This window comes from Porticoccaceae bacterium LTM1 (assembly GCA_030252795.1).
Classification (GTDB): domain Bacteria; phylum Pseudomonadota; class Gammaproteobacteria; order Pseudomonadales; family Porticoccaceae; genus SCSIO-12696.
On record CP127080.1, the window covers coordinates 1920326 to 1939991 of the forward strand.

Sequence of the window (19666 nt, forward strand, 5' to 3'; positions counted from 1 at the left end):
CACAATAGATACTTTCAAACCCGACTTATTGCAGTCGCATGCGAATTTCAGCCATAACTGATCTACCCGCCATAGGCAAGTCACCCGGGATAGACGGAACCGGCACCCCGGCAGGAGATGGCTCATATATCTCTTCATCCAGCAAATTTTTGGAAATCAGGGCAACCTGCCATTTGTTATCATTTGTCTTAAATCGTAAAGAAGAGTCAAGAGTGATGTAATCATCGACTTCAGGGCGCATATCGAAAACCATTCGATTACGATCCCTCACCCAATTAGATTGCAGGTTAAAACTCCAGTTTTCCGAAAGCTGCATATCGGCGCGCAAATAGAGCTGGCTTCCAGGAGAATTCGCAGAATCTGAATCACTTTGCTTATCGGTACTATCAACACTTGCATAGTTACCTGAGAAAGAGAGCACTTCTGAGGCTTTCCAGACCCCTTCCAACTCAAAACCATGGCCCGTTTGCTCTCCAGCATTCTGGGCGGTGCGAGTTGTCCCGGTCGTGTCGGCAACAAAAGAGATAATGTCACTCCATTCGTAATAAAACAGGTTCAATTTCAGATTCAAGTTATGGGCTGGCCTATAGTCAAAAGCCATCTCGTAACTTTTAATTTCCTCGGGCTCCAAGTCAGGATTCCCTAGAACTGCCGGGTTATTCTGGTTACGCATTTCAGCAAAGGATGGTGCTCGAAATGCTTTACCGAAAAGAAGCTTGCTGGTCAGTGTCTGGCTTGTGGACCAGACCACTGCCATACGCGGGTTAATCGTCGTACCAAAATCGGAGTAGTCATCCACACGAATACCGGCTGTCAGCTCCCAATCGTTGAACATCTGCCAGGCGTCCTGAATAAAGCCATAATAATTTGTACGATCGCCTTCTGTAATAAAGCTGTAAGGAGTATCAGAGACATCAATCAGAGGATCTCCCGGAAGAATTGGAAGACCGGTTTGTGGATTTATTCCAAAATTCCTCTCGTCTTTAACACGATATTGGTCACCACGATAGTATCCAAAACCGGTTCGAATTTCATTACCTGGTACACCGCTATATAAAGCTGAAACATCAAGTCGATAGTGTTTTTCATACACTTCGGGATTTCCGATCATACCATCCGGGTATGTCATGATATTGCCGCTACCATCTACAAATAGTGGCACATTTGTAATGGGGTCAAAATTTGGCCCTGTACTCCCGGGTGGGAATAAAACCAGATCCTCTTTCATCTCCTGGGTGGTAGAAAGATAGCTGCCAACAACAGAAAATGTCAGTGCACCTTCCGCCAGCTGGTCATTGATATAGGATACCGACGTATTAAACCGATCACTCTGCGAGATATTATTGGGGTCTAGAATCTGTGCTGCTCCTGCACCACTTTGAATCTCCCTATGCTGAAGTCCTGACTGAATGCGCCAGAAGCCGGACGCTACATCCGCCCGTAGCTCGTAGGATTCGCGGCCAGTATTTACACCTCCCGGCGCATAACTTGTAGAAGTACCGGTCAGTGAGTCAAAAAAGCTCTGCAGATCACTTGCTATGATTTCGTCCTGACCATCCGTATCCTCGTACTCCAGGGAAAAGCCATATGTGAAGTTATCAGTCTCCCCACCATACTGGGCCCAACCCTGCACGGTGTTAAAGCTACCATAGCGAACACCTGAGTTAAGGCCATTCATCTCTTTACCATCTTTAGTAATGACATTGATTACGCCCGCGAATGCATCAGCACCGTACACGGCCGACCCTGGGCCTCGAATAATCTCAATACGGGAAATTGCTTCAACTGGCATGCCGCCCCATACCAAGCTTCGATTACCAAGGTAAATATTGGTAATAGGCACACCATTCACCAACATCAACACCTGGGGATTAAAATCCGAGTAAATTCCACGAAAAGTATAAATTGGACCATAACTTATAGGATTGATAGCGACATGCAAGCCAGGCACCGTCTCCAACACCTGATCCAAATCTGTCGCCCCCAACTTTTTAATGTCATCAGATGTAATTACCGATGCTACCGCTGGTGCTTTAGAAATAGGCTTTTTATAACCCGTGGCAATACTCACCAGCTCTTCATCACCAAAAACCGAGAGTAAATCCTCTTCCTCATCTGCAAATGCATTAAAACTTGTTATCAAAAGCAGGCTACTCAATGACAGGCATCTCATACCAACCCCCATTCAGATTTCAAATATTTGTTATTAAATCAGTTAATTACGTTAGTATTTCCACAACATGGAAATATAGTGACCACCCGCAGCAGGGGAGAAAAACAACACGGTTTCCCCTCGCTTCAACTCGCGCCTTTTCACCCAGTAGTCTAATGAGACTGGTATATTTGCCATTGTCATATTGGCATACAGAGGTAATGTATGCCGCACGATTGACATTGGCAGCCCCAATTTATCCATCCACATGGACATCATTTTTTCACCAGATTGATGCATGAAAACTTTATCAATCCTGATATCCGGGTTTCGTGCCAGCAGTTTTTTGCCAACTTTTATTGGGCCAAGGATCAAATCTTTTGCAGTTGAAACTCCCTCTGGCTCACTTATCTGGAAATACTCTTTCTGGCCAGAAAGTACGGGATTTTTCATTACCATGGAAGTAAAGACAGGCGGAATGGAATTATTGACTTCACAAACATCAATCAAGGATTGTGATTTATCATCAACAATTACAGCAGCAGCACCATCGCCGGCAAAGCCATAGTTAGGTTTTGATACATCTAGGATATTATTTACCCAGTTCACAGCAACAACTATCAATATCCGCGATTTCTTCCCTGATGCTATAAGCGAGTCCGCGAGATTGAGCGCTGACAGGAATGTTGAGCATGTTGTATTGATTGGCAGAACAGACGCATTAACAGCACCAATTTCATGCTGAAGCAGGTTGAGATCTTCACCATAAAGATATTCGTTCGGGACCACAACGCCGATAATTCCGTCTATATCGTCCGGGGTGTACTGACTGCTCTCAAAAGCATTTTTTGCAGCGGCGACAGCCATGGATAAACCGCTTTCTCCTGGAGCAGCATGTCGTCTTTGTTCGTATCCATCCAAAAATTCCGCGATAGATTCAAATATCGCGGAATCCTTGTCGAAAGCATCATTACTTACAACTTTCTCAGGTAAATAACTACCGGTGGCTTCTATCCGGGCCATCGTTTATCCCCACTTTTAATTATTAGTTGGCATCACTTTTTAAGGCGTCTGTACGCATACCAATAGGTGGTACCTCGGCTGGATCTATTCTTACATCCAAAAGCGTAGGTCCAGAACGCCGCCCCAGTGCTCGGCCGTCAATTTTCATCAATTCTTCTGGCGATTCAATCACATAACTTTCGACACCCATAGCTTTGGCCATGGCAGCAAAGTCCACTACCGGCAAATCCACACCAATTTGCTCAGCTCCTGTCAGTCGCTGGCCATGGCGGACCATGCCGTATCCCGAATCGTTCAAAATAATATATATAACGGGCAGCTGCTCCTGAATCGCCACCGTAATTTCCTGGCCACTCATCAACATACTGCCATCCCCGGTCAAGCAAACCACCGGGGTACCAGGCTCAGCCAACGCCACACCGACAGCACTGCCAATAGCCCATCCCATGGAAGCAAACTCCAGGCAGGCCCTAAACAAGCCTCCCTTGGCATCACGTTTACCCGCGATACGACGGTCAAACGGGTGCAGATAGTGTGTAGCCCAGGCAAAACTGGCCCCTGTATCGGCTAAATAACGTGTATGGGGCGGAAACAACTTTGGCAATTCCTCCATCAAGCGTTGAGGCTTTATTGGGGTCGCGTTAGAAGTGATTTTATCCGGCTCCAGAACTGTAAAATGACGCTTCAGCTCGGGAGACTCAACAGGAGTTTCAACACCCTCACTGCAACTCCCTTCAATCAAGGAAATGCGAGCAGACTTCTCCAGATTGGTTAATATGCGATCAAACACTGTTGATAAGCGCCCACGCACATGCAGCTTCGCCATGGGGGAATGAGTCAAATTACTCTCAACCGATTCAACATGAACCAGGCGATTATTCAACAGAGACACCGTATCCCAACCACCTGAGGCCCATTCGCTGAGACTGGTACCAAGTGCCACCACCAGATCAACCTCGGGATCCTGCAACACCTGCCTTGCACTGTAATGCCCAGCAAAACCAACAACCCCCCTGAAGAGCGGATGGTATGGGCTGACAAGCCCCTTTCCGTGAGGAGTTGTCAAAATCTGGGCATTCAACTTCATTGCCAGAGTCAAAACACTTCCGATAGCTTCACCCGCCTCTTCGCCAATAAGAAATATTGGCTTTTGTGCCTTGATCAGCTGTTCGTAAAGTTCATTAACAGCCTCATCATCTATATATGAAGGCCGTGCCAACAGGCGACTCATGTCAAAACTGGGGGATTTCACCGGGCTTATGGAGCGCATCACATCGAGAGGAACACTGAGATGTACCGGCCCCGCAGGTGACTGGAAAGCCGTCATAATTGCAGCAGCGAGCTTATGCTCAAACTGGTCCACATGGGAAACCAGCGAATTGTAGCGTGTGCAGTGGCTAAATAAGCCGACCGTATTAACGCCTGTACAGGAGGACTCCTGGAAAGCACCTCGCCCAAACGTGGAAAGAGCCGTCTGGGCGGTAATTACCAGCATTGGGACATTGTTTTCGTAGGCGGAAGCCACACCGGTGATCAGATTGGTCGCTCCCGGTCCTGTGGTTGCGCAACAGACGCCGAGTTTGCCACTGATCCGTGTATAGCCCTCTGCCATAAAGGCGGCGCCAGTTTCGTGTCTCGCCACTATTGATCGAATCGTACCTTTGCGCTCACTCCTGGCAAGGGCGTTGTACATGGGCTCGATTGCACCACCGGGAATCCCGAACACATACTCAACACCGAGCTGCTCGAGATACATCATCAAAAGATCACCAAGCTCCGGACTCTCCAGAGCCTTCTTTTGGCGGTGAAAGTTTAAATCCGCAAGATCCATCCATATCCCCAAATTGTTTTATTTTTCAACCAATTGGCGCACCTTTTTTAACAATTGGTTGTATTTCGTTCATTATCAGCCTATTTTGCCAGCATGTACAACAATTTCATACTTAGGGACTAGGCAATTTTGTCATAGCTCTCAACACCCCATATTGATACTCGACTATACAGGGCAAGCGGATACAATAGCCACTCCGACAATATTCTTACTAGTAGTGGCTGCGCTTATTCATGTCATCCGTAAAAACCCCAGCTAAATCACAGCATCATAGCTTACTCGCCAACCTGGCATTCAACATCATCATTCCCACCCTGATCCTCACCAAGCTGAGTGGCGATGAGTGGCTGGGAGTACAGTGGGCGCTGGTCGTCGCACTATCTTTTCCATTGATTTTTGGTCTTCGCGACCTGCTCAAGGCAGGTAAAGTAAACTACTTCTCCATTCTCGGGGTGTTGGGCGTTCTGATCAATGGCGGTGTCGGGCTGCTTAAACTACCCGCAGAGATCATTGCCATTAAGGAAGCAGCCATTCCCGGCCTTATAGGGCTTGCGGTACTCATCTCCATGCGCACCAAATACCCCTTGGTCAAAACCTTTCTGTTTCATGAACAAATCATCAACCTTGAACGTGTGAACCAGGCATTGAAAGAGCATCATGCTGAACAGGCCTTTGAGCGCCGCCTGGACGTTGCCAGCTACATGCTTGCCGGGGCCATGCTGCTTTCAGCAGTTCTCAACTACGGGCTGGCAGAATGGATTATTGTTGCCGAAACCGGCACTCCTGAATTTAATGAACAGCTGGGCAAGATGAATGCCCTCTCATTTCCGGTTATCGCATTGCCAGTCACAATTGTCATGATGAGCGCCCTGTTCTATCTGTTCAGAGGCATTACCCAGCTTACTGGCTTGCCGCTGGAAAAAATCATGAACATAGAAGAAAAGCCATCTCCTGACTCACCCTCTACTGATCACTCGACGACAGGGAAATAATTATGTGGTACGCCATTATCAGCCAGGACAAAGAAAACAGCTTGCAGCAACGTCTGGCAGCACGCCCTGCCCACCTTGAGCGTTTGGAAGCACTAAAGAATGAAGGCCGACTACTTATTGCCGGCCCCCACCCCGCCATAGACAGCAATGATCCGGGCGAAGCTGGTTTCACCGGCAGCCTGGTAGTGGCAGAGTTTGCCTCCCTGGAAGAAGCCCAAGGGTGGGCAGATGCTGACCCCTATATTGAAGCGGGTGTTTACCAAAACGTTATTGTTAAGCCGTTCAAAAAAGTACTTCCATAACGAACCACTGTTTTACCAGTTTAAACGTGCAGATAGAGAGACACATGAAAAAAACCATTGTTAGCCTTCTGCTGGTTGTAGCCAGCCAACTTTCCATTACTGAATTCGCTTTTGCACAAGAGGTTCGCTATATCTCTGACGAACTGCGTGTACCTCTGCGCACCACTCCAAGCAACAGAGGTAAGATTATTCATTTCGGTTTACCAGCAGGGACCAAGCTGAATGTAATTGAAGAAAATGAGGATGGCTGGAGTCACGTTACAACTGGTAACGATCTCGAAGGCTGGCTGCCGAGTCAGTACCTGGTACAACAACAGGTTGCTCGCATGCGCATTGGCAATGTTGAAAAAGAAGTTGCCAACCTGAAGACCAAAGCTTCAGAACTTAACCAATCACTCTCGGTAAAAGAGGCTGAAGTTACTGAGCTTCAACAACAACTGAACCAGCTTACCGAAGAAAATGGCACTGTTCGCCAGGAGTTGACCGAGATAAAACAGATCTCATCTGATGCAGTAAATATCCATGAGCAAAACATGGAATTGGCCAAAGAAAATAAACTCCTGCAAGGCGAAGTGAATCGATTAACCGCCGCCAATGACCAACTTAAAAGTGATGAAAGATTCACCTGGTTTATGTATGGCTCCCTGGCCGTGCTGTTGGGTGTACTGCTGGCGATTGTCGTACCACGCCTGAGACCCAAGCGTCGCTATACTGAATGGGGCTAATGCACATGCGCTTTCGGGTAGTCAAACTGATTTTGACATTGATGGTGGCCTTATCCACAAGAGTATTTGCGGAAGACGCCAGCAATGAACCTCAAGTCACTTTGCATACTGACCTGGGTGAAATAGTGATTGAGTTAAACCCGAAAGCCGCTCCGGAAACAGTAAAAAACTATCTTGCCTATGCAAAGGCCTACCATTACGACGGGCTGATTTTTCACAGGGTGATTGACGGCTTCATGATCCAGACAGGTTCATACTGCTTTGATTACGGTCGCAAGGAGCCGAAATTTGACCCGGTGGTAAATGAGTCAAATAACGGACTGAAAAATCGGCGTGGCTCTGTAGCTATGGCTCGCAATGATGACCCTGACAGTGCGCAGGCCCAGTTCTATATTAACTTGAGGGACAACCCTCACCTTGACTACAGCGAAGAGCAACCGGGATATACCGTATTTGGAGTCGTAATCAAAGGTATGGATATTGCCGATCAAATTGGCAAAGTCCCAACCCATCAGGTCAATAAATCTCTAACCGACGCTCCGATAGAGATTATTCAAATTCAACGGGTTTCGGTAAAGGAATAAAAAATGACTACTGCATTAAGCGTAAACCTGAACAAAGTCGCCCTGATTCGCAACTCCCGCGAGGGCAACTATCCAAGTGTGGTCACCCACGCCGAAATCTGTATCGATGCTGGTGCTGATGGCATTACAGTTCACCCGAGGCCAGACCAACGCCACATTCGCCCGGATGATGTCTATCAGCTGGCCGAATTGATGAAAAAACACCCTTCCCTTGAGTTTAATATTGAAGGAAATCCGTTCGCCGGACACATGGGTAGTTACCCCGGCTTTATGGCACTGGTGGAAAAAACCCTCCCCCATCAGGCCACTCTGGTTCCCGACACGGACGAGCAACTGACTTCGGATCACGGCTTTGATTTAAAACAGTCTGGCGACAAACTGAAGCCGATTATCGACCGGCTGAAAAAACTCGGCATTCGTGTCAGCTTGTTTATGGATCCGGATATCGAACAGATTGAACTGGCCAAACAGGTCGGCGCAGACCGCATCGAACTCTATACCGGTCCCTACGCTGCTGCATGGGGTACTGACAAACTGGATGGCATTTACCAGCAGCATTTTGAAGCAGCACAATTTGCCACAAGTATTGGCCTTGGTGTCAACGCAGGCCATGATCTAAACCTCGACAACCTTGGCAAGTTCGCTCAAATTCCCGGGCTTTTGGAAGTCTCTATCGGTCACGCTATGACTGTTGACGCCCTGTCGATGGGCTTCAGTGTGGCGGTAAAGGCATATAAAGACCTTCTAAACACGTAACCGTCAAAAAATTTTATAACGACAATAACAACTTCTAATAAATTAAGTGGTAATCAATATGGATAGAGTTCACTTGCTGGAGATTGAAGATCAATCTTGGTGTCCAAAAGTTCTTCGCTATGGCATTACTGACTTGCTGCGCTTCTATCTGAATGTGGGCAAGTTTTATCAGCCAATTACCCCTATATTAAACAGTGCCATTCAGGATTCAAAAGCAGACCAGATCATAGATCTTTGTTCTGGTGGCGGTGGCCCATGGTTAAGTATGTTGCCGCAACTCAACCAACACAGAAAAGTGCCAATCAAATTGCACCTAACTGATAAATACCCAAATCTAGAAGCCCTTGAAAGTATTCACGAACGATGGGGAGATAACGCAATCATCCATCAAGAAAGCTGTGATGCCACCCAAATGCCCGAGAACTTAAACGGTTTCCGCACCCTGTTTACCTCGTTCCACCATTTTCGACCGGAGCAATGCCAACAGATCCTTCAGGACGCAGTGAATAAAAACCAAGGTATTGCTATCTTCGAATTTACCCAAAGAAGCTTTCTATCTATATTTATGATGCTGTTTGCACCCATCATGACACTGCTGGTTATTCCTTTCACCAAGCCATTCCGGTGGTCCAACTTACTGTTTACCTACCTGATTCCCATCCTTCCATTAATTGCAATGTTTGATGGCCTCGTCTCATGCATCAGAACTTACTCTCCAAGAGAACTTCAAAAATTGGTTGATGCCCTTGAAAACAATAATCACGAATGGAAGATTGGAATAAAAAAAGGTGGTTTACTGCCTAACCCGATCACCTATCTAGTTGGCACCCCTCCAACTATTAAGAAACCTGAATGATGAAACCCAAATTGAGCCTAAATCTCATTGGCTGTGGCAAACTCGGGCGCACTCTCGCCAAACTGTGGTTGGATAATGGCGGGGTTGAAATTGGCGGTATTGTCACGCGCCATATGGAGTCTGCGCAGCAGGCAATAGGGTTTGTTGGCTCAGGGACGTATGCTCAATCCATTCAGGAGCTGCCAAAAGCGGATATATGGCTGATTGCGACGCCCGATAGTGAGATTGCCAATGCAGCCCAACAGTTGGCCGACGCGGCTGTGGTAACTAAAGGCAATGTGGTTTTTCATTGCAGTGGCGCGCTGCCTTCATCGATTCTGGCACCATTGGGTAACGCTGGCGCAAAAATAGCGAGTGCACACCCGATACACAGCTTTGCCGATCCACAGAGGTCATTAGGTACTTTTAAAGGCACTTTTTGCGCCGTTGAAGGAGATCAATCCGCACAGGATATTTTGATTCCCCTGTTTGAAAAAGTCGGCGCCCGCACGTTTAGCCTCAGTAGTGAAAATAAACCGCTTTACCACGCGGCTACTGCGGTAGCTTCCAATTATCTGGTAACACTACTGCACACCGCTGCATCCATGCTTGAAAAAGCAGGGATGCAACGAAAACAGGCACTGGAAATGTTAGAGCCAATCGTGTTGCAGACAGCCAGCAATACTTGCCAAAAAGACAGTGTCGATGCCCTGACCGGCCCGATTGCCCGAGGCGATGTTGGCACTATTGAACAACACCTCAAAGCCATTGCGAGCCAGTCCCCTGAGTTTGACTCACTCTATCGCCTGCTGGGTGAACACACCCTGCCACTGGCCGAAATACAGGGTGCTGCCAGTAAATTGGCTCTGACACAACTGGCAGAACTGTTATCATCGCCGCCCAAATCCTGATTCACCCTGCAGAGAACTTATAATGTCAGCCATGTCCACCATGTCCGATAGCCCCGAATACCAGGCCCGCAAGCGCTTTTTTGACAGCCTGCTTACCATCTATGGCCGTAAACCGGTATTAGAGGCTCTCCAGAATCCTGCAATCAGCGTTTATCGACTGCATCTGGCAGAGTCGAATCGCGCTGGAGGAATCATGGACGACATTCTCAAGCTCGCCGGCAGGAAAGGGATTGAGGTTCAGTACCACGACCGCAAGGCCCTGTCGCGCATATCCCGCAACAGCAAACAGGACCAGGGCGTTGCTGCCGACCTGCAGCTCAACAACTACCAGCATTTTCAGGATTTTCTATCTGAAAAAGGCAATAAACCATACTCCTTGATTGCCCTGGATGGCATAACCAATCCGCAGAATCTCGGCATGATCATTCGCTCTGTGGCCGCCAGTGGCTGTGACGGCCTGCTGCTTCCGCAAAAAGGCAGCGCAGATATTTCCCCACTGGTGATCAAGGCCAGTGCCGGCACCCTGTTTAATTGCCCGATCATTCGCTGCTCCACCCTAAGCGAAGCACTTAATGCCATGCAATCCACCGGCGCACAGGTTTGCACCCTGTCATCCCACAGCAAACAGAGCCTCAATGAGTTTCAACCCGAAGGCTCAGTAATTTATGTGTTGGGGAACGAGACCGAAGGTGTATCAAAATCGGTAATGGAACGCAGCGATGTGCAGGTCAAAATTCCGATGCACAATGGCGTGGAATCTCTTAATGTGGCAGTAACCGCTGCATTGGTAGCGTTTAAAAATAGCTGAAGAATATCAGTTAAACGTTGCGCAACTCGCTACGCCACAACATCCACAGCGCGGTGATCACCGTCAACCCACCAAACAGGGCAATAGCGGGCAATAAGTCTATCCAGTGCACCACCTGACCACATACCCAGGCGCCAACAGGTGCTCCGCCAAATAGCGCCAACTGATATACCGATACCACCCTGCCACGATGGGAACGGGGCGACATTTCGTGAGTCATGGTTCGACCTAACACCATTGACCAGCCCGACAGGACACCCCACAGCAACACTGCTGGAAATAGCGCCCACAAAGGCAATGCTGTGGCAATAATTGCCAAAAGAAATCCGCGTATCAGCAAACTGATCAGCATCAAACGCCCCGGAGCCCAATGCCCGCCAACACCCCTAATTACCAGTATATTGGCGATTATTACCCCGATAGTGAATGTAAGCTGCAGGAACGCATAGAAACCGGCATTGCCCTGGTACACCTCACGGGCAAGAAGAGGCATTGCAACCAGATAGACACCCAACCCAAGAAAGCCGGTAGCTGCTACCAGTCCGGTCAAATGACGAAGACGGGAATCACGCCACACCAGCGCCAATCCGTCTCGAATGCGGCTGCGTTCTCCCGGTTCAGCGCTCGTCTCCAACATCTGACTGGCCGGATAACTGCGTAGCAACAGATAACCCGTCGCCAATGCCAATATCAACTGACAACTGAGCAATGCCATTAAGCCAAATTGATCCATACGCCCGGCAAACAGAATACCGACACTCTGGCAGGCAAACTGTACCAGGCTGGAGCGGGCCACCGCTTGCTGTAGCTGCTCACTGGCAACGCGGGGCAACAGGGATTCACGGGCAGGTTGCACAAACGAGGTAATAAGGCCGTAACTGAATCCAAACAGAACCACGAGGCCGTAATTGAGACTGCCCTGAACCACCAACATCATCAGTAGTCCGTAGGGCAGAATGTAGAGTAGATACAAGCTGAGTAGCAGTTTGCCAGGATGACGACGTTCCGATACCGCCCCACCGATCAGGATAAATAACAGTGCTGGCAGCAGCGCCATCATCTGGGCAAAACCAACCCGGGTAGGACTTTCGCCAAGAACCCCGGTCACCAACCAGGGATAAAGAACCACCTGCAACCCACCCAACAGCGACCCGGTTCCGACACCTCCGAGAAAAAACCGAAAGCGGCGCGACGAATCACTGTCAGCAGGTGTTATCAAAACAGAATCACCCCAGAGTTGTATGAAAAATTGTGTGAAAAACTGGTTAAAAAGATATTAAGAAATTTAGCGACGACCAAGCAGGCGCTTTATACCCACCCAGGCGCTGGCCAGCAAAAAACCCAACACGACAAACGCCAGTAATCCGCCAACCAGCCTAATCAAAACCCCGGTAAGTGTATCGCTCGGTATTTCAAAAATAGACAACACGCCAATGACCAGAGCCAAACCGGCCACCATCCCCAAAATCAGGGTAATGCGGGATCTTTTAAAAAGTTTAGCCATTAATTTATTCCAGGGTCACAGTGAATGACCGGGTTAACAGAGTAACTGCCGCCGGGGTAAACCGGGGTTAACAACAACGCCATTAAGGCATGAGGGATTATTATCCCGCCGACAACCAGCCCTCGTGTGTCCATTCGCAGCGAATTTGAATATCGTCGCTGTTGGGACTGTGGTAATCGCCAGAAGCTTCCCAGATAAACGAGTGGGTACCGGACAATTCGGTTTCCAGATGCACTGTTGCTGAAACCCAATACATTTTACGCAGTAATTCTTCAAACTGCTGCATCCAGTGAGTCCACTCATATTCAATGCCAAGGTAGGATGCGCCAAAATGCATCACCTGGGTCTGCTGACCACCCGCCCCTACTTCCAGAGCCGGTACCGCAAACATTTCCCGACTCAGAATGGGCCAGCCTTCCTGATCCGGAAGGGCCAATATCGCCTCACGATTTATTCGCCGTCTCAGGGAGGCATCACCGGCGGCAATATCCTTGATACAACCGTAAACAACAGACTCCTGCCCTTGATCTACGCTGCTCATGATATCCCCTTCTCGTTCAGAAATTCCAAAAATTGCGCTTCGTCCATAACCTCAACACCAAGGTTCTGCGCCTTGGTAAGCTTGGAGCCTGCACCCGGCCCGGCAACGACACAAGTGGATTTGGCCGAAACACTGCCCGCCACTTTAGCACCCAATTGCTGTAACTTTTCCTTGGCTTCAGATCGACTCATCGACTCCAGCGTGCCGGTCAGCACCCAGGTCTGGCCAGCAAGAGGCAGTTCACTCTCGGCCCGAGGCGTAATATCGGGCCAATGCACACCGGTCTCCTGCAGTTGGTCAATTACCTCGATATTCCGAGTGTCAGCAAAAAATTCTTCGATAAAGTGCGCCACTACCGGACCAACATCATCCACTTCCTGCAAAGTATTCGCATCCGCCTGACGAATAGCATCCAGCGACCCGAAGTGCATGGCGAGTGTTTGCGCAGTGGCTTCACCTACTTCGCGAATACCCAGGGCGTACAAAAATTTGGGCAGTGTTGTTTCCCGGCTATTCTTGATCGCCTCAACCAGTTTGGTGGCAGACTTTTCGGCCATTCGCTCCAGATCGGCGAGTTGCTCCACAGTCAAACTGAACAGATCTGCAGGCGTATGCACCATATCGCGATCAACAAGCTGTTCAACCAGTTTGTCGCCAAGACCATCCACATCAAGCGCTTTACGAGATGCAAAATGCTTGATGGCTTCTTTGCGTTGAGCCGCGCAGATTAGACCACCACTACAGCGGGCGACTGCTTCACCCGGAACGCGCTCAACAGGAGAATCACAAACCGGGCAATGATCCGGAAATTCGACTGGCCGCGCATCGCTCGAACGACGCTCCTGAATCACACTCACCACTTGAGGAATCACATCCCCGGCGCGTCGAATTACTACAGTATCACCGATCATCAAACCAAGGCGTTCGACTTCATCACGATTGTGCAGCGTCGCATTACTCACCGTCACACCACCGACAAAAACCGGCTCCAGACGCGCTACAGGGGTTACCGCTCCGGTTCGCCCCACCTGGAATTCCACATCCAGCAATTTGGTCGCCTCTTCCTGCGCCGGGAATTTTCGGGCAATAGCCCAGCGCGGCGCACGGGCGACAAACCCCAGGCGCTTCTGCAAGCCGAGGTCGTTGACCTTGTAAACGATGCCGTCGATATCGTAATTGAGTTGATCACGCTGATCAGCAAGGCGTAAATAGTAGTCGAGACAACCGTCAATATTGGCTACCACTTCCGCCAGCGGGTTAATCAAAAAGCCCCAGGTGTTTAGCTGCTTCAAAACTCCCATATGGGTTTCCGGCAGTTCACCGCCTTCCACAACGCCAACGCTATAGGCACACATTTCAAGGCGGCGACTTGCTGTAATTTTTGAATCCAGCTGGCGCAGGCTTCCCGAGGCAGCGTTGCGCGGATTAACAAAAACCTTCTCACCCGCTTTTCGGGCCGCTTCATTCAGGGCTTCAAAACTGGCGCGAGGCATATAAATCTCGCCACGCACTTCCAGCAGTTCCGGATGACCATCGCCCTGGAGTTTTAACGGAATAGAAGAAATGGTGCGCACATTTTGGGAGATATCCTCACCGGTTGTGCCATCCCCGCGAGTTGCGCCCCGCTCAAGAACGCCATTTCGGTACAGCAGACTGATCGCGATGCCATCCAGCTTTGGTTCACAGGCGTACTCAACATCACCTTTAAAATTCAGGCGATCGCTGACCCGGCGATTAAATTCCAGCACCTCGTCATCGCTGAATGCATTATCCAACGACAGCATCGGCATCAGGTGCTCTACGCTCTCAAACGATTGTAAGGGCGCAGCGCCTACCCGTTGCGTTGGAGAATCCGGGGTTTTCAGTTCGGGAAATTGCGACTCAAGCTCCTGCAAACGGCGTAGCAGTCGGTCGTATTCAATATCGGGAACGGTAGGATCGTCGAGCACATAGTACCTGTAGTTGTGCTCGTTTAACTGGTCGCGCAGGGATTGAGCTTCAGCACTGGCGGCATTCACATCAGACGGCTGCTCTCCAGCGCCAAAATCAAATTCCTGTGGCTGCATCAGTAACTCTCAGACAGCGCTCTGCGTTCAAATTCACGCACCCGCTGCCAGTAGTGGTCAACAGTCTGCTTGGTTACTGCACTTCGAGTATCGTCTTTTAATTCACCGCCAACGCGTTTCATTACTTCGCCGATAGACTCCAGCATCAGGCCAAAGGCCTCTGATGGGTTACTGACCTGATCCAGTGCGATAAAAAAGCTCACGCCCGGAGTGGTGATAGTACCCATTGTATTCAGATCAAAAGTGCCCGGCTCAACACTGTTGGCCATGCTGAACATTACCGGCCCGGAGCCATCTGATTCGGTGTGGCGATGGAAAATTTTCATTGAGCCAAAGCGCATATTGGCCGCCATCAAGCCATCCAGCAGTCGCTCACCACAAAATGGTTTGTCCTGGGGGGCTCTCAGATGCATAACAATCACCGCACCTGGATCGGCCATCTTGCCATCTGACCCTGCTGTGTCACGACTCTGCGGAGAAGTTACTGGTGTTTCCGGCTGCTCGGATTCCGGCTCCAGCTGATCAATGGTGTTCATTAACACCGGCACTGGCTCATCAAGACCCAGGCTGTTCTGCTGAGGCTCAGCAACAGACTCGACAGCCTCATTTTCCTGTTCAGGCTCCAGCTGTTGTTCCGGCTCTTCACTTTGCTCTACAGCTGGCTGTTGAGAATTCAACGCCTCGCGGCTCGGAATATTTAATTTCGGTTTTTTCTTCTCGGCAGCCTGCAAAATTGCGGCGTGAACTTCTTCCACATCCTCATCTTCACGGCGCCCGATAACACGAGCACCCCCATTGGGCAGTTCACTGGGAAAATCATCACTGTCGGCATCGTCAAAAATCGGCTGTTTTCGACGGGACATACGAATGCGGTCGTGGCGGGAGCTGCGCACGCGGCGCACTCCGTCAAATAAAATGGCGACAATGATCAATACGCCGAGCGCTATCAAAATTACGTGTGTGCCAAATTCCATGATTTTGCGTCAACTGCTGCTGAAGATTGCTTGTTATTTTAGGGTCTGTTTAAGGAGACCCGGACAGCCGAACTGCTGCCCCTCTGGTTATGAGACCACATTGTAATGCATGGTTCCCTGTACCACTAGCGATAGAGGGAACCACAGTATTTATGCCTCCGCCAACTCCACTGCTTCGTTGACGTCCACGGTCACCAGTCGCGATACACCTGGCTCGTGCATGGTTACACCCATCAGCTGGTCTGCCAGCTCCATGGCAATCTTGTTGTGTGTGATATAGATGAACTGCACATGCTCGGACATCTCTTTCACCATGCGGATATAACGGCCAACGTTGGCGTCATCCAAAGGTGCATCTACCTCATCGAGCATACAGAACGGTGCCGGGTTGAGGCGGAAGATGGAGAATACCAGCGAAATGGCCGTCAGCGCCTTCTCACCACCGGAGAGCAGGTGGATGGTGGAGTTTTTCTTGCCCGGTGGACGCGCCATGATAGCCACACCGGTGTCGAGCAAGTCTTCGCCGGTGAGTTCCAGATAGGCGTGACCGCCACCGAACACTTTCGGGAACAATTCCTGAATACCGCTGTTAACCTGATCAAAGGTCTCTTTAAAGCGGGTACGTGTTTCCCGGTCGATCTTGAGAATGGCATTTTCCAGCGCCTGCAACGCGTCCACCAGATCCTGGTTTTGGGTATCCAGGTAGGTTTTGCGTTCCGACTCGATCTTGTACTCGTCAATGGCCGCCAGGTTGATCGGCCCCAGACGGGAGATGCGTGCCTCAATTCGCTGCAATGAATCCTGCAGTTGCGGCTCACCGGTGCCCTCTGGAAGCCCTTCGATCAACGCGTCGATATCAAAGCCCTGCTCCAGGATCTGCTCCTGAATAGTACCGCTGCGAGTCGCCAGCTCCTGAGCAGCCAATCGCTCCTGCTCCAGTTTGCTGCGCAACACCTGAATCTGCTGCTCCAGCTCGCCGCGACGACGCTCGTACTCACGCATCTCATGCTCAACTTCTTCGAGCTTACTACGTGCTTCACCCAGCTCGCGCTCGACCTTGAGGCGCTCTTCCAGTTTCTCTTCCAACTGAATACGCAGCTCTTCGCCGGGATTATCGATCTCTTCAAAGCTTGCCAGCAACTGTTCACGGCGCTCCTGCAAACGGGCCGCCTGTACTTCCAGTCGACCGATGCCCTCGCGAATGGACTGCAGCTGGGTGCGAATAGACTGCTCGCGCATTGCCAGTTCGTGCTGACGATCGCGATCATGGCGGGCCTGCTGTCTGGCCTGATCCAGTTTGGCGCGCAGTTCGTCGCGCTGACGCATCAACTCTTCACGGCGGTTGGTGTCGTCTTCCATCGATTCGATGGCTTGCTCCAGCAGATGACGCGCCTCTGAAAGGTGCTCTTGTTCCTGTTGCTGCTGATTGCGCACTTCTGCCAGATCGCTTTCGGAGCGCTCACGGCGGGCTGTGTACTGCTCAACCTGAACTTCGCTGGCGCTCAGTTTCGAACGCAGCTCACCGTATTGGCGCTGCTGTTCGTTGCGATCACGGTTGAGCTCTTCGCGGCGACGTTCCAGATCGGCCAGTTGCTCACTGTGTTGACGGCGCTGCTCTTCCAGCCCGGCAATGGTCTGTTCCTGCTCAGCAATTGCCGCAGTCAGCTCATCCAGCTCCTGCTTGCGCGCCAGCATGCCGACAGAGGCATCGCCTGCACGGCTGACTCGCAGCCAGTTGGCACCCAACCAGAGGCCATCGCGAGTAATGACCGACTCACTGCCGGAAAGCTTGCCGCGCAGCGCCAGCGCTGCCGGCAGATCGTCAACGGCATAAATTCCGGAAAGCAGCGAAGCGACTTTCTCGCCACTGGTAACCTTGCCAAATAAGGTGTCGGCTTTGCCGCCATCGCTGGCTTGCGCGGCAGCGCCGTCCATCAGGATCAGCTCACCCTGATCAAAACTTTTTGCAAGATCCGCAACCGCGTCAATCTGGTCAATGTAAGCTGCCTGCAGATAGCTACCCAACACGGTTTCGACGGCAGTTTCCCAGCCTTCTGCTACCTGCAGATCATCCGCCAGACGCGGGCGGTCGGCCAGGTCGTTGTTGGCCAGCCAGCGCTGGGCGCCCTCTTCGCCAGCCATCGCTGCCTGCTGTAAGGCATCCAACGAAGCGTGGCGACCGCGCATGGTTTGCAGCTTGCTGCGCGCCTCGTCAAGCTCTTTGACGCTGTCGTTACCGGCACTGCGGCTGACATCAATTTGTTCGACCAGTTCGTCTACCTGAACCTGTTGTTGCTCAAGCTCGGTCTCTTTTTCCAGCAGCTGCTCTTTCAGCAACTCAATCTCTTCCAGCATCGGACTGACACTGAAATCGCTGGATTCGTCGCGAAGTTTGCCCATGCGCTCGTCAAGACGGCGCAGCACTTGCTCCAAATGCTGTATGCGGGATTGCTGTACCTCTGCCTGCTGGCGAGGTGCTGCAGCAGACTGGTTGAATTCGTCCCAGGTAGCCTGCCACTCGTGCATGGCCTCCTCGGCTTCCTGCAAGGTTGCACCGGTGACCTCTTCGGTCTGGCGAATGGTTTCCAGCTGCGGCTGGATATCTTCCAGCTCCGCCTCCCAGGTGACCACTTTCTCACGATCCTGACTGAGGTGCTCGTCGGTTTCAGCAAAGTTGCGCTCGGTCTGTTCCAGATCCTGTTGCAGCTCCCGGGCACGGCTTTCGGCGTGGTGAATAGTCTGCTCGATACGTGCCACTTCGGCACCAATACCGTAGTAGCGCCCCTGAACCTCACCAAACGCATCGCCCAGGTCGGTGTAGCTACCGCGCAGTTTTTCGATGGAGGTGTCACAGCTCAGGCGCTCGGTGACCATTGCCTCAACACCCAGCTCGAACTCGCTGATGGCCTTTTTGCGGGTTTCGTTCTGCTCGTGCAGTTTGTGCCAACGCACCGCATTGAGTTGCGCTTTCTGCAGGCGCTCTTCTTTCTTGAATTCAGCGTACTGTTCGGCGGCCTTGGCCTGACGCTCCAGTCGACTGAGCTGGCGACCCAACTCATCGCGAATATCGGTGAGTCGCTCAAGGTTTTCCATGGTGCGACGCATGCGGTTTTCAGTGTCGCGGCGACGCTCTTTGTACTTGGAAATACCCGCTGCTTCTTCAATGTAAACACGCAACTCATCGGGCTTGGCTTCGATCAGCTTGGAGATCATGCCCTGTTCGATAATCGCATAGCTGCGCGGGCCCAAACCGGTGCCGAGGAAGATATCGGTAATGTCGCGACGACGGCATTTATTGCCGTTCAGGTAGTAGCTGTTCTGGCCATCGCGGGTCACTTTACGCTTAACAGAAATCTCCGCATAACTAGCGTACTCACCACCCAGTGAACCGTCACTGTTGTCGAATACCAGCTCAATAGAAGCCTGCCCTACCGGCTTGCGCCCACCAGATCCATTGAAGATAACGTCGGTCATTGATTCGCCACGCAGGTGCTTGGCGGAGGACTCGCCCATCACCCAGCGAACGGCGTCAATCACATTGGATTTACCACAGCCATTGGGGCCGACAACGGAGCACATATTGCTGGGGAAACTAACGGTGGTGGGATCTACAAAAGATTTAAACCCGGCCAGTTTGATACATTTAAGCCGCATGCTGTTCT

The 19666-nt window shown here is 50.7% G+C and carries 17 protein-coding genes; 8 read left to right on the forward strand and 9 right to left on the reverse strand.

Annotated features, from left to right (window positions below):
- Positions 1-25 precede the first annotated feature (25 nt).
- Genes QP938_08360 through QP938_08370 form a run of 3 tightly spaced genes read right to left on the reverse strand, consistent with a single transcriptional unit; the run spans position 26 to position 5006 of the window.
- Positions 26-2173, reverse strand: coding sequence for a TonB-dependent receptor (locus tag QP938_08360; GenBank protein ID WIO73318.1), 2148 nt, complete (start codon positions 2171-2173; stop codon positions 26-28).
- Positions 2174-2224: 51 nt separating this feature from the next.
- On the reverse strand, positions 2225-3175 hold the full coding sequence (locus tag QP938_08365; protein WIO73319.1) for a 3-oxoacyl-[acyl-carrier-protein] synthase III C-terminal domain-containing protein: 951 nt from the start codon (positions 3173-3175) through the stop codon (positions 2225-2227).
- Positions 3176-3197: 22 nt separating this feature from the next.
- Entirely contained in the window at positions 3198-5006 is a 1809-nt protein-coding gene (locus QP938_08370; GenBank protein WIO73320.1) for a thiamine pyrophosphate-binding protein, read from the reverse strand.
- Positions 5007-5239: 233 nt separating this feature from the next.
- Here QP938_08370 and QP938_08375 point away from each other — a divergent pair, with 233 nt between their 5' ends.
- The 8 genes from QP938_08375 to rlmB are packed head-to-tail and all read left to right on the forward strand — an operon-like array spanning position 5240 to position 10919.
- Positions 5240-5998, forward strand: coding sequence for a VC0807 family protein (locus QP938_08375; protein ID WIO73321.1), 759 nt, complete (start codon positions 5240-5242; stop codon positions 5996-5998).
- A 2-nt stretch (positions 5999-6000) separates the two neighbouring features.
- Complete coding sequence (locus tag QP938_08380) at positions 6001-6300, forward strand: YciI family protein (protein ID WIO73322.1); 300 nt, start codon at positions 6001-6003, stop codon at positions 6298-6300.
- A 44-nt stretch (positions 6301-6344) separates the two neighbouring features.
- Positions 6345-7025, forward strand: a complete 681-nt coding sequence (locus QP938_08385) for a TIGR04211 family SH3 domain-containing protein (protein ID WIO73323.1) — start codon at positions 6345-6347, stop codon at positions 7023-7025.
- Between the two features lie 5 nt (positions 7026-7030).
- Positions 7031-7609 (forward strand): peptidylprolyl isomerase, encoded by a 579-nt coding sequence (locus tag QP938_08390; GenBank protein ID WIO73324.1) that lies wholly within the window; start codon positions 7031-7033, stop codon positions 7607-7609.
- A gap of 3 nt (positions 7610-7612) precedes the next feature.
- On the forward strand, positions 7613-8365 hold the full coding sequence (locus tag QP938_08395) for a pyridoxine 5'-phosphate synthase (protein WIO73325.1): 753 nt from the start codon (positions 7613-7615) through the stop codon (positions 8363-8365).
- A gap of 58 nt (positions 8366-8423) precedes the next feature.
- The gene (locus QP938_08400) at positions 8424-9221 is read left to right on the forward strand and encodes a hypothetical protein (protein ID WIO73326.1); all 798 of its coding nucleotides are present in this window, start codon (positions 8424-8426) and stop codon (positions 9219-9221) included.
- Positions 9218-10111 carry a DUF2520 domain-containing protein gene (locus QP938_08405; GenBank protein WIO73327.1) on the forward strand — a complete coding sequence of 298 codons (894 nt, stop codon included), beginning with the start codon at positions 9218-9220 and terminating at the stop codon, positions 10109-10111. The genes QP938_08400 and QP938_08405 overlap by 4 nt, the downstream gene beginning before the upstream one ends.
- 40 nt (positions 10112-10151) lie before the next feature.
- Positions 10152-10919, forward strand: a complete 768-nt coding sequence (rlmB, locus tag QP938_08410; protein WIO75642.1) for a 23S rRNA (guanosine(2251)-2'-O)-methyltransferase RlmB — start codon at positions 10152-10154, stop codon at positions 10917-10919.
- 10 nt (positions 10920-10929) lie between these two features.
- On the opposite strand, the gene QP938_08415 is transcribed toward rlmB, so the two are convergent.
- The 6 genes from QP938_08415 to smc form a co-directional block, all read right to left on the reverse strand.
- The gene (locus QP938_08415; protein WIO73328.1) at positions 10930-12138 is read right to left on the reverse strand and encodes an MFS transporter; all 1209 of its coding nucleotides are present in this window, start codon (positions 12136-12138) and stop codon (positions 10930-10932) included.
- 66 nt (positions 12139-12204) lie between these two features.
- Entirely contained in the window at positions 12205-12423 is a 219-nt protein-coding gene (locus QP938_08420; protein WIO73329.1) for a hypothetical protein, read from the reverse strand.
- A gap of 100 nt (positions 12424-12523) precedes the next feature.
- Entirely contained in the window at positions 12524-12964 is a 441-nt protein-coding gene (locus tag QP938_08425) for a hypothetical protein (protein ID WIO73330.1), read from the reverse strand.
- On the reverse strand, positions 12961-15030 hold the full coding sequence (ligA, locus tag QP938_08430; protein WIO73331.1) for an NAD-dependent DNA ligase LigA: 2070 nt from the start codon (positions 15028-15030) through the stop codon (positions 12961-12963). The genes QP938_08425 and ligA overlap by 4 nt, the downstream gene beginning before the upstream one ends.
- On the reverse strand, positions 15030-16004 hold the full coding sequence (gene zipA / locus QP938_08435) for a cell division protein ZipA (GenBank protein ID WIO73332.1): 975 nt from the start codon (positions 16002-16004) through the stop codon (positions 15030-15032). The genes ligA and zipA overlap by 1 nt, the downstream gene beginning before the upstream one ends.
- A gap of 150 nt (positions 16005-16154) precedes the next feature.
- Positions 16155-19658 carry a chromosome segregation protein SMC gene (smc, locus tag QP938_08440; GenBank protein WIO73333.1) on the reverse strand — a complete coding sequence of 1168 codons (3504 nt, stop codon included), beginning with the start codon at positions 19656-19658 and terminating at the stop codon, positions 16155-16157.
- Positions 19659-19666 lie beyond the last annotated feature (8 nt).

What these genes read in the sequence shown, in the direction of transcription:
- QP938_08360 (WIO73318.1), bottom strand. Translation starts at nt 2,173, where the DNA reads ATGAGATGCCTGTCATTGAGTAGCCTGCTTTTGATAACAAGTTTTAAT.
- QP938_08365 (WIO73319.1), bottom strand. Translation starts at nt 3,175, where the DNA reads ATGGCCCGGATAGAAGCCACCGGTAGTTATTTACCTGAGAAAGTTGTA.
- QP938_08370 (WIO73320.1), bottom strand. Translation starts at nt 5,006, where the DNA reads ATGGATCTTGCGGATTTAAACTTTCACCGCCAAAAGAAGGCTCTGGAG.
- QP938_08375 (WIO73321.1), top strand. Translation starts at nt 5,240, where the DNA reads ATGTCATCCGTAAAAACCCCAGCTAAATCACAGCATCATAGCTTACTC.
- QP938_08380 (WIO73322.1), top strand. Translation starts at nt 6,001, where the DNA reads ATGTGGTACGCCATTATCAGCCAGGACAAAGAAAACAGCTTGCAGCAA.
- QP938_08385 (WIO73323.1), top strand. Translation starts at nt 6,345, where the DNA reads ATGAAAAAAACCATTGTTAGCCTTCTGCTGGTTGTAGCCAGCCAACTT.
- QP938_08390 (WIO73324.1), top strand. Translation starts at nt 7,031, where the DNA reads ATGCGCTTTCGGGTAGTCAAACTGATTTTGACATTGATGGTGGCCTTA.
- QP938_08395 (WIO73325.1), top strand. Translation starts at nt 7,613, where the DNA reads ATGACTACTGCATTAAGCGTAAACCTGAACAAAGTCGCCCTGATTCGC.
- QP938_08400 (WIO73326.1), top strand. Translation starts at nt 8,424, where the DNA reads ATGGATAGAGTTCACTTGCTGGAGATTGAAGATCAATCTTGGTGTCCA.
- QP938_08405 (WIO73327.1), top strand. Translation starts at nt 9,218, where the DNA reads ATGATGAAACCCAAATTGAGCCTAAATCTCATTGGCTGTGGCAAACTC.
- rlmB (WIO75642.1), top strand. Translation starts at nt 10,152, where the DNA reads ATGTCCGATAGCCCCGAATACCAGGCCCGCAAGCGCTTTTTTGACAGC.
- QP938_08420 (WIO73329.1), bottom strand. Translation starts at nt 12,423, where the DNA reads ATGGCTAAACTTTTTAAAAGATCCCGCATTACCCTGATTTTGGGGATG.
- QP938_08425 (WIO73330.1), bottom strand. Translation starts at nt 12,964, where the DNA reads ATGAGCAGCGTAGATCAAGGGCAGGAGTCTGTTGTTTACGGTTGTATC.
- ligA (WIO73331.1), bottom strand. Translation starts at nt 15,030, where the DNA reads ATGCAGCCACAGGAATTTGATTTTGGCGCTGGAGAGCAGCCGTCTGAT.
- zipA (WIO73332.1), bottom strand. Translation starts at nt 16,004, where the DNA reads ATGGAATTTGGCACACACGTAATTTTGATAGCGCTCGGCGTATTGATC.
- smc (WIO73333.1), bottom strand. Translation starts at nt 19,658, where the DNA reads ATGCGGCTTAAATGTATCAAACTGGCCGGGTTTAAATCTTTTGTAGAT.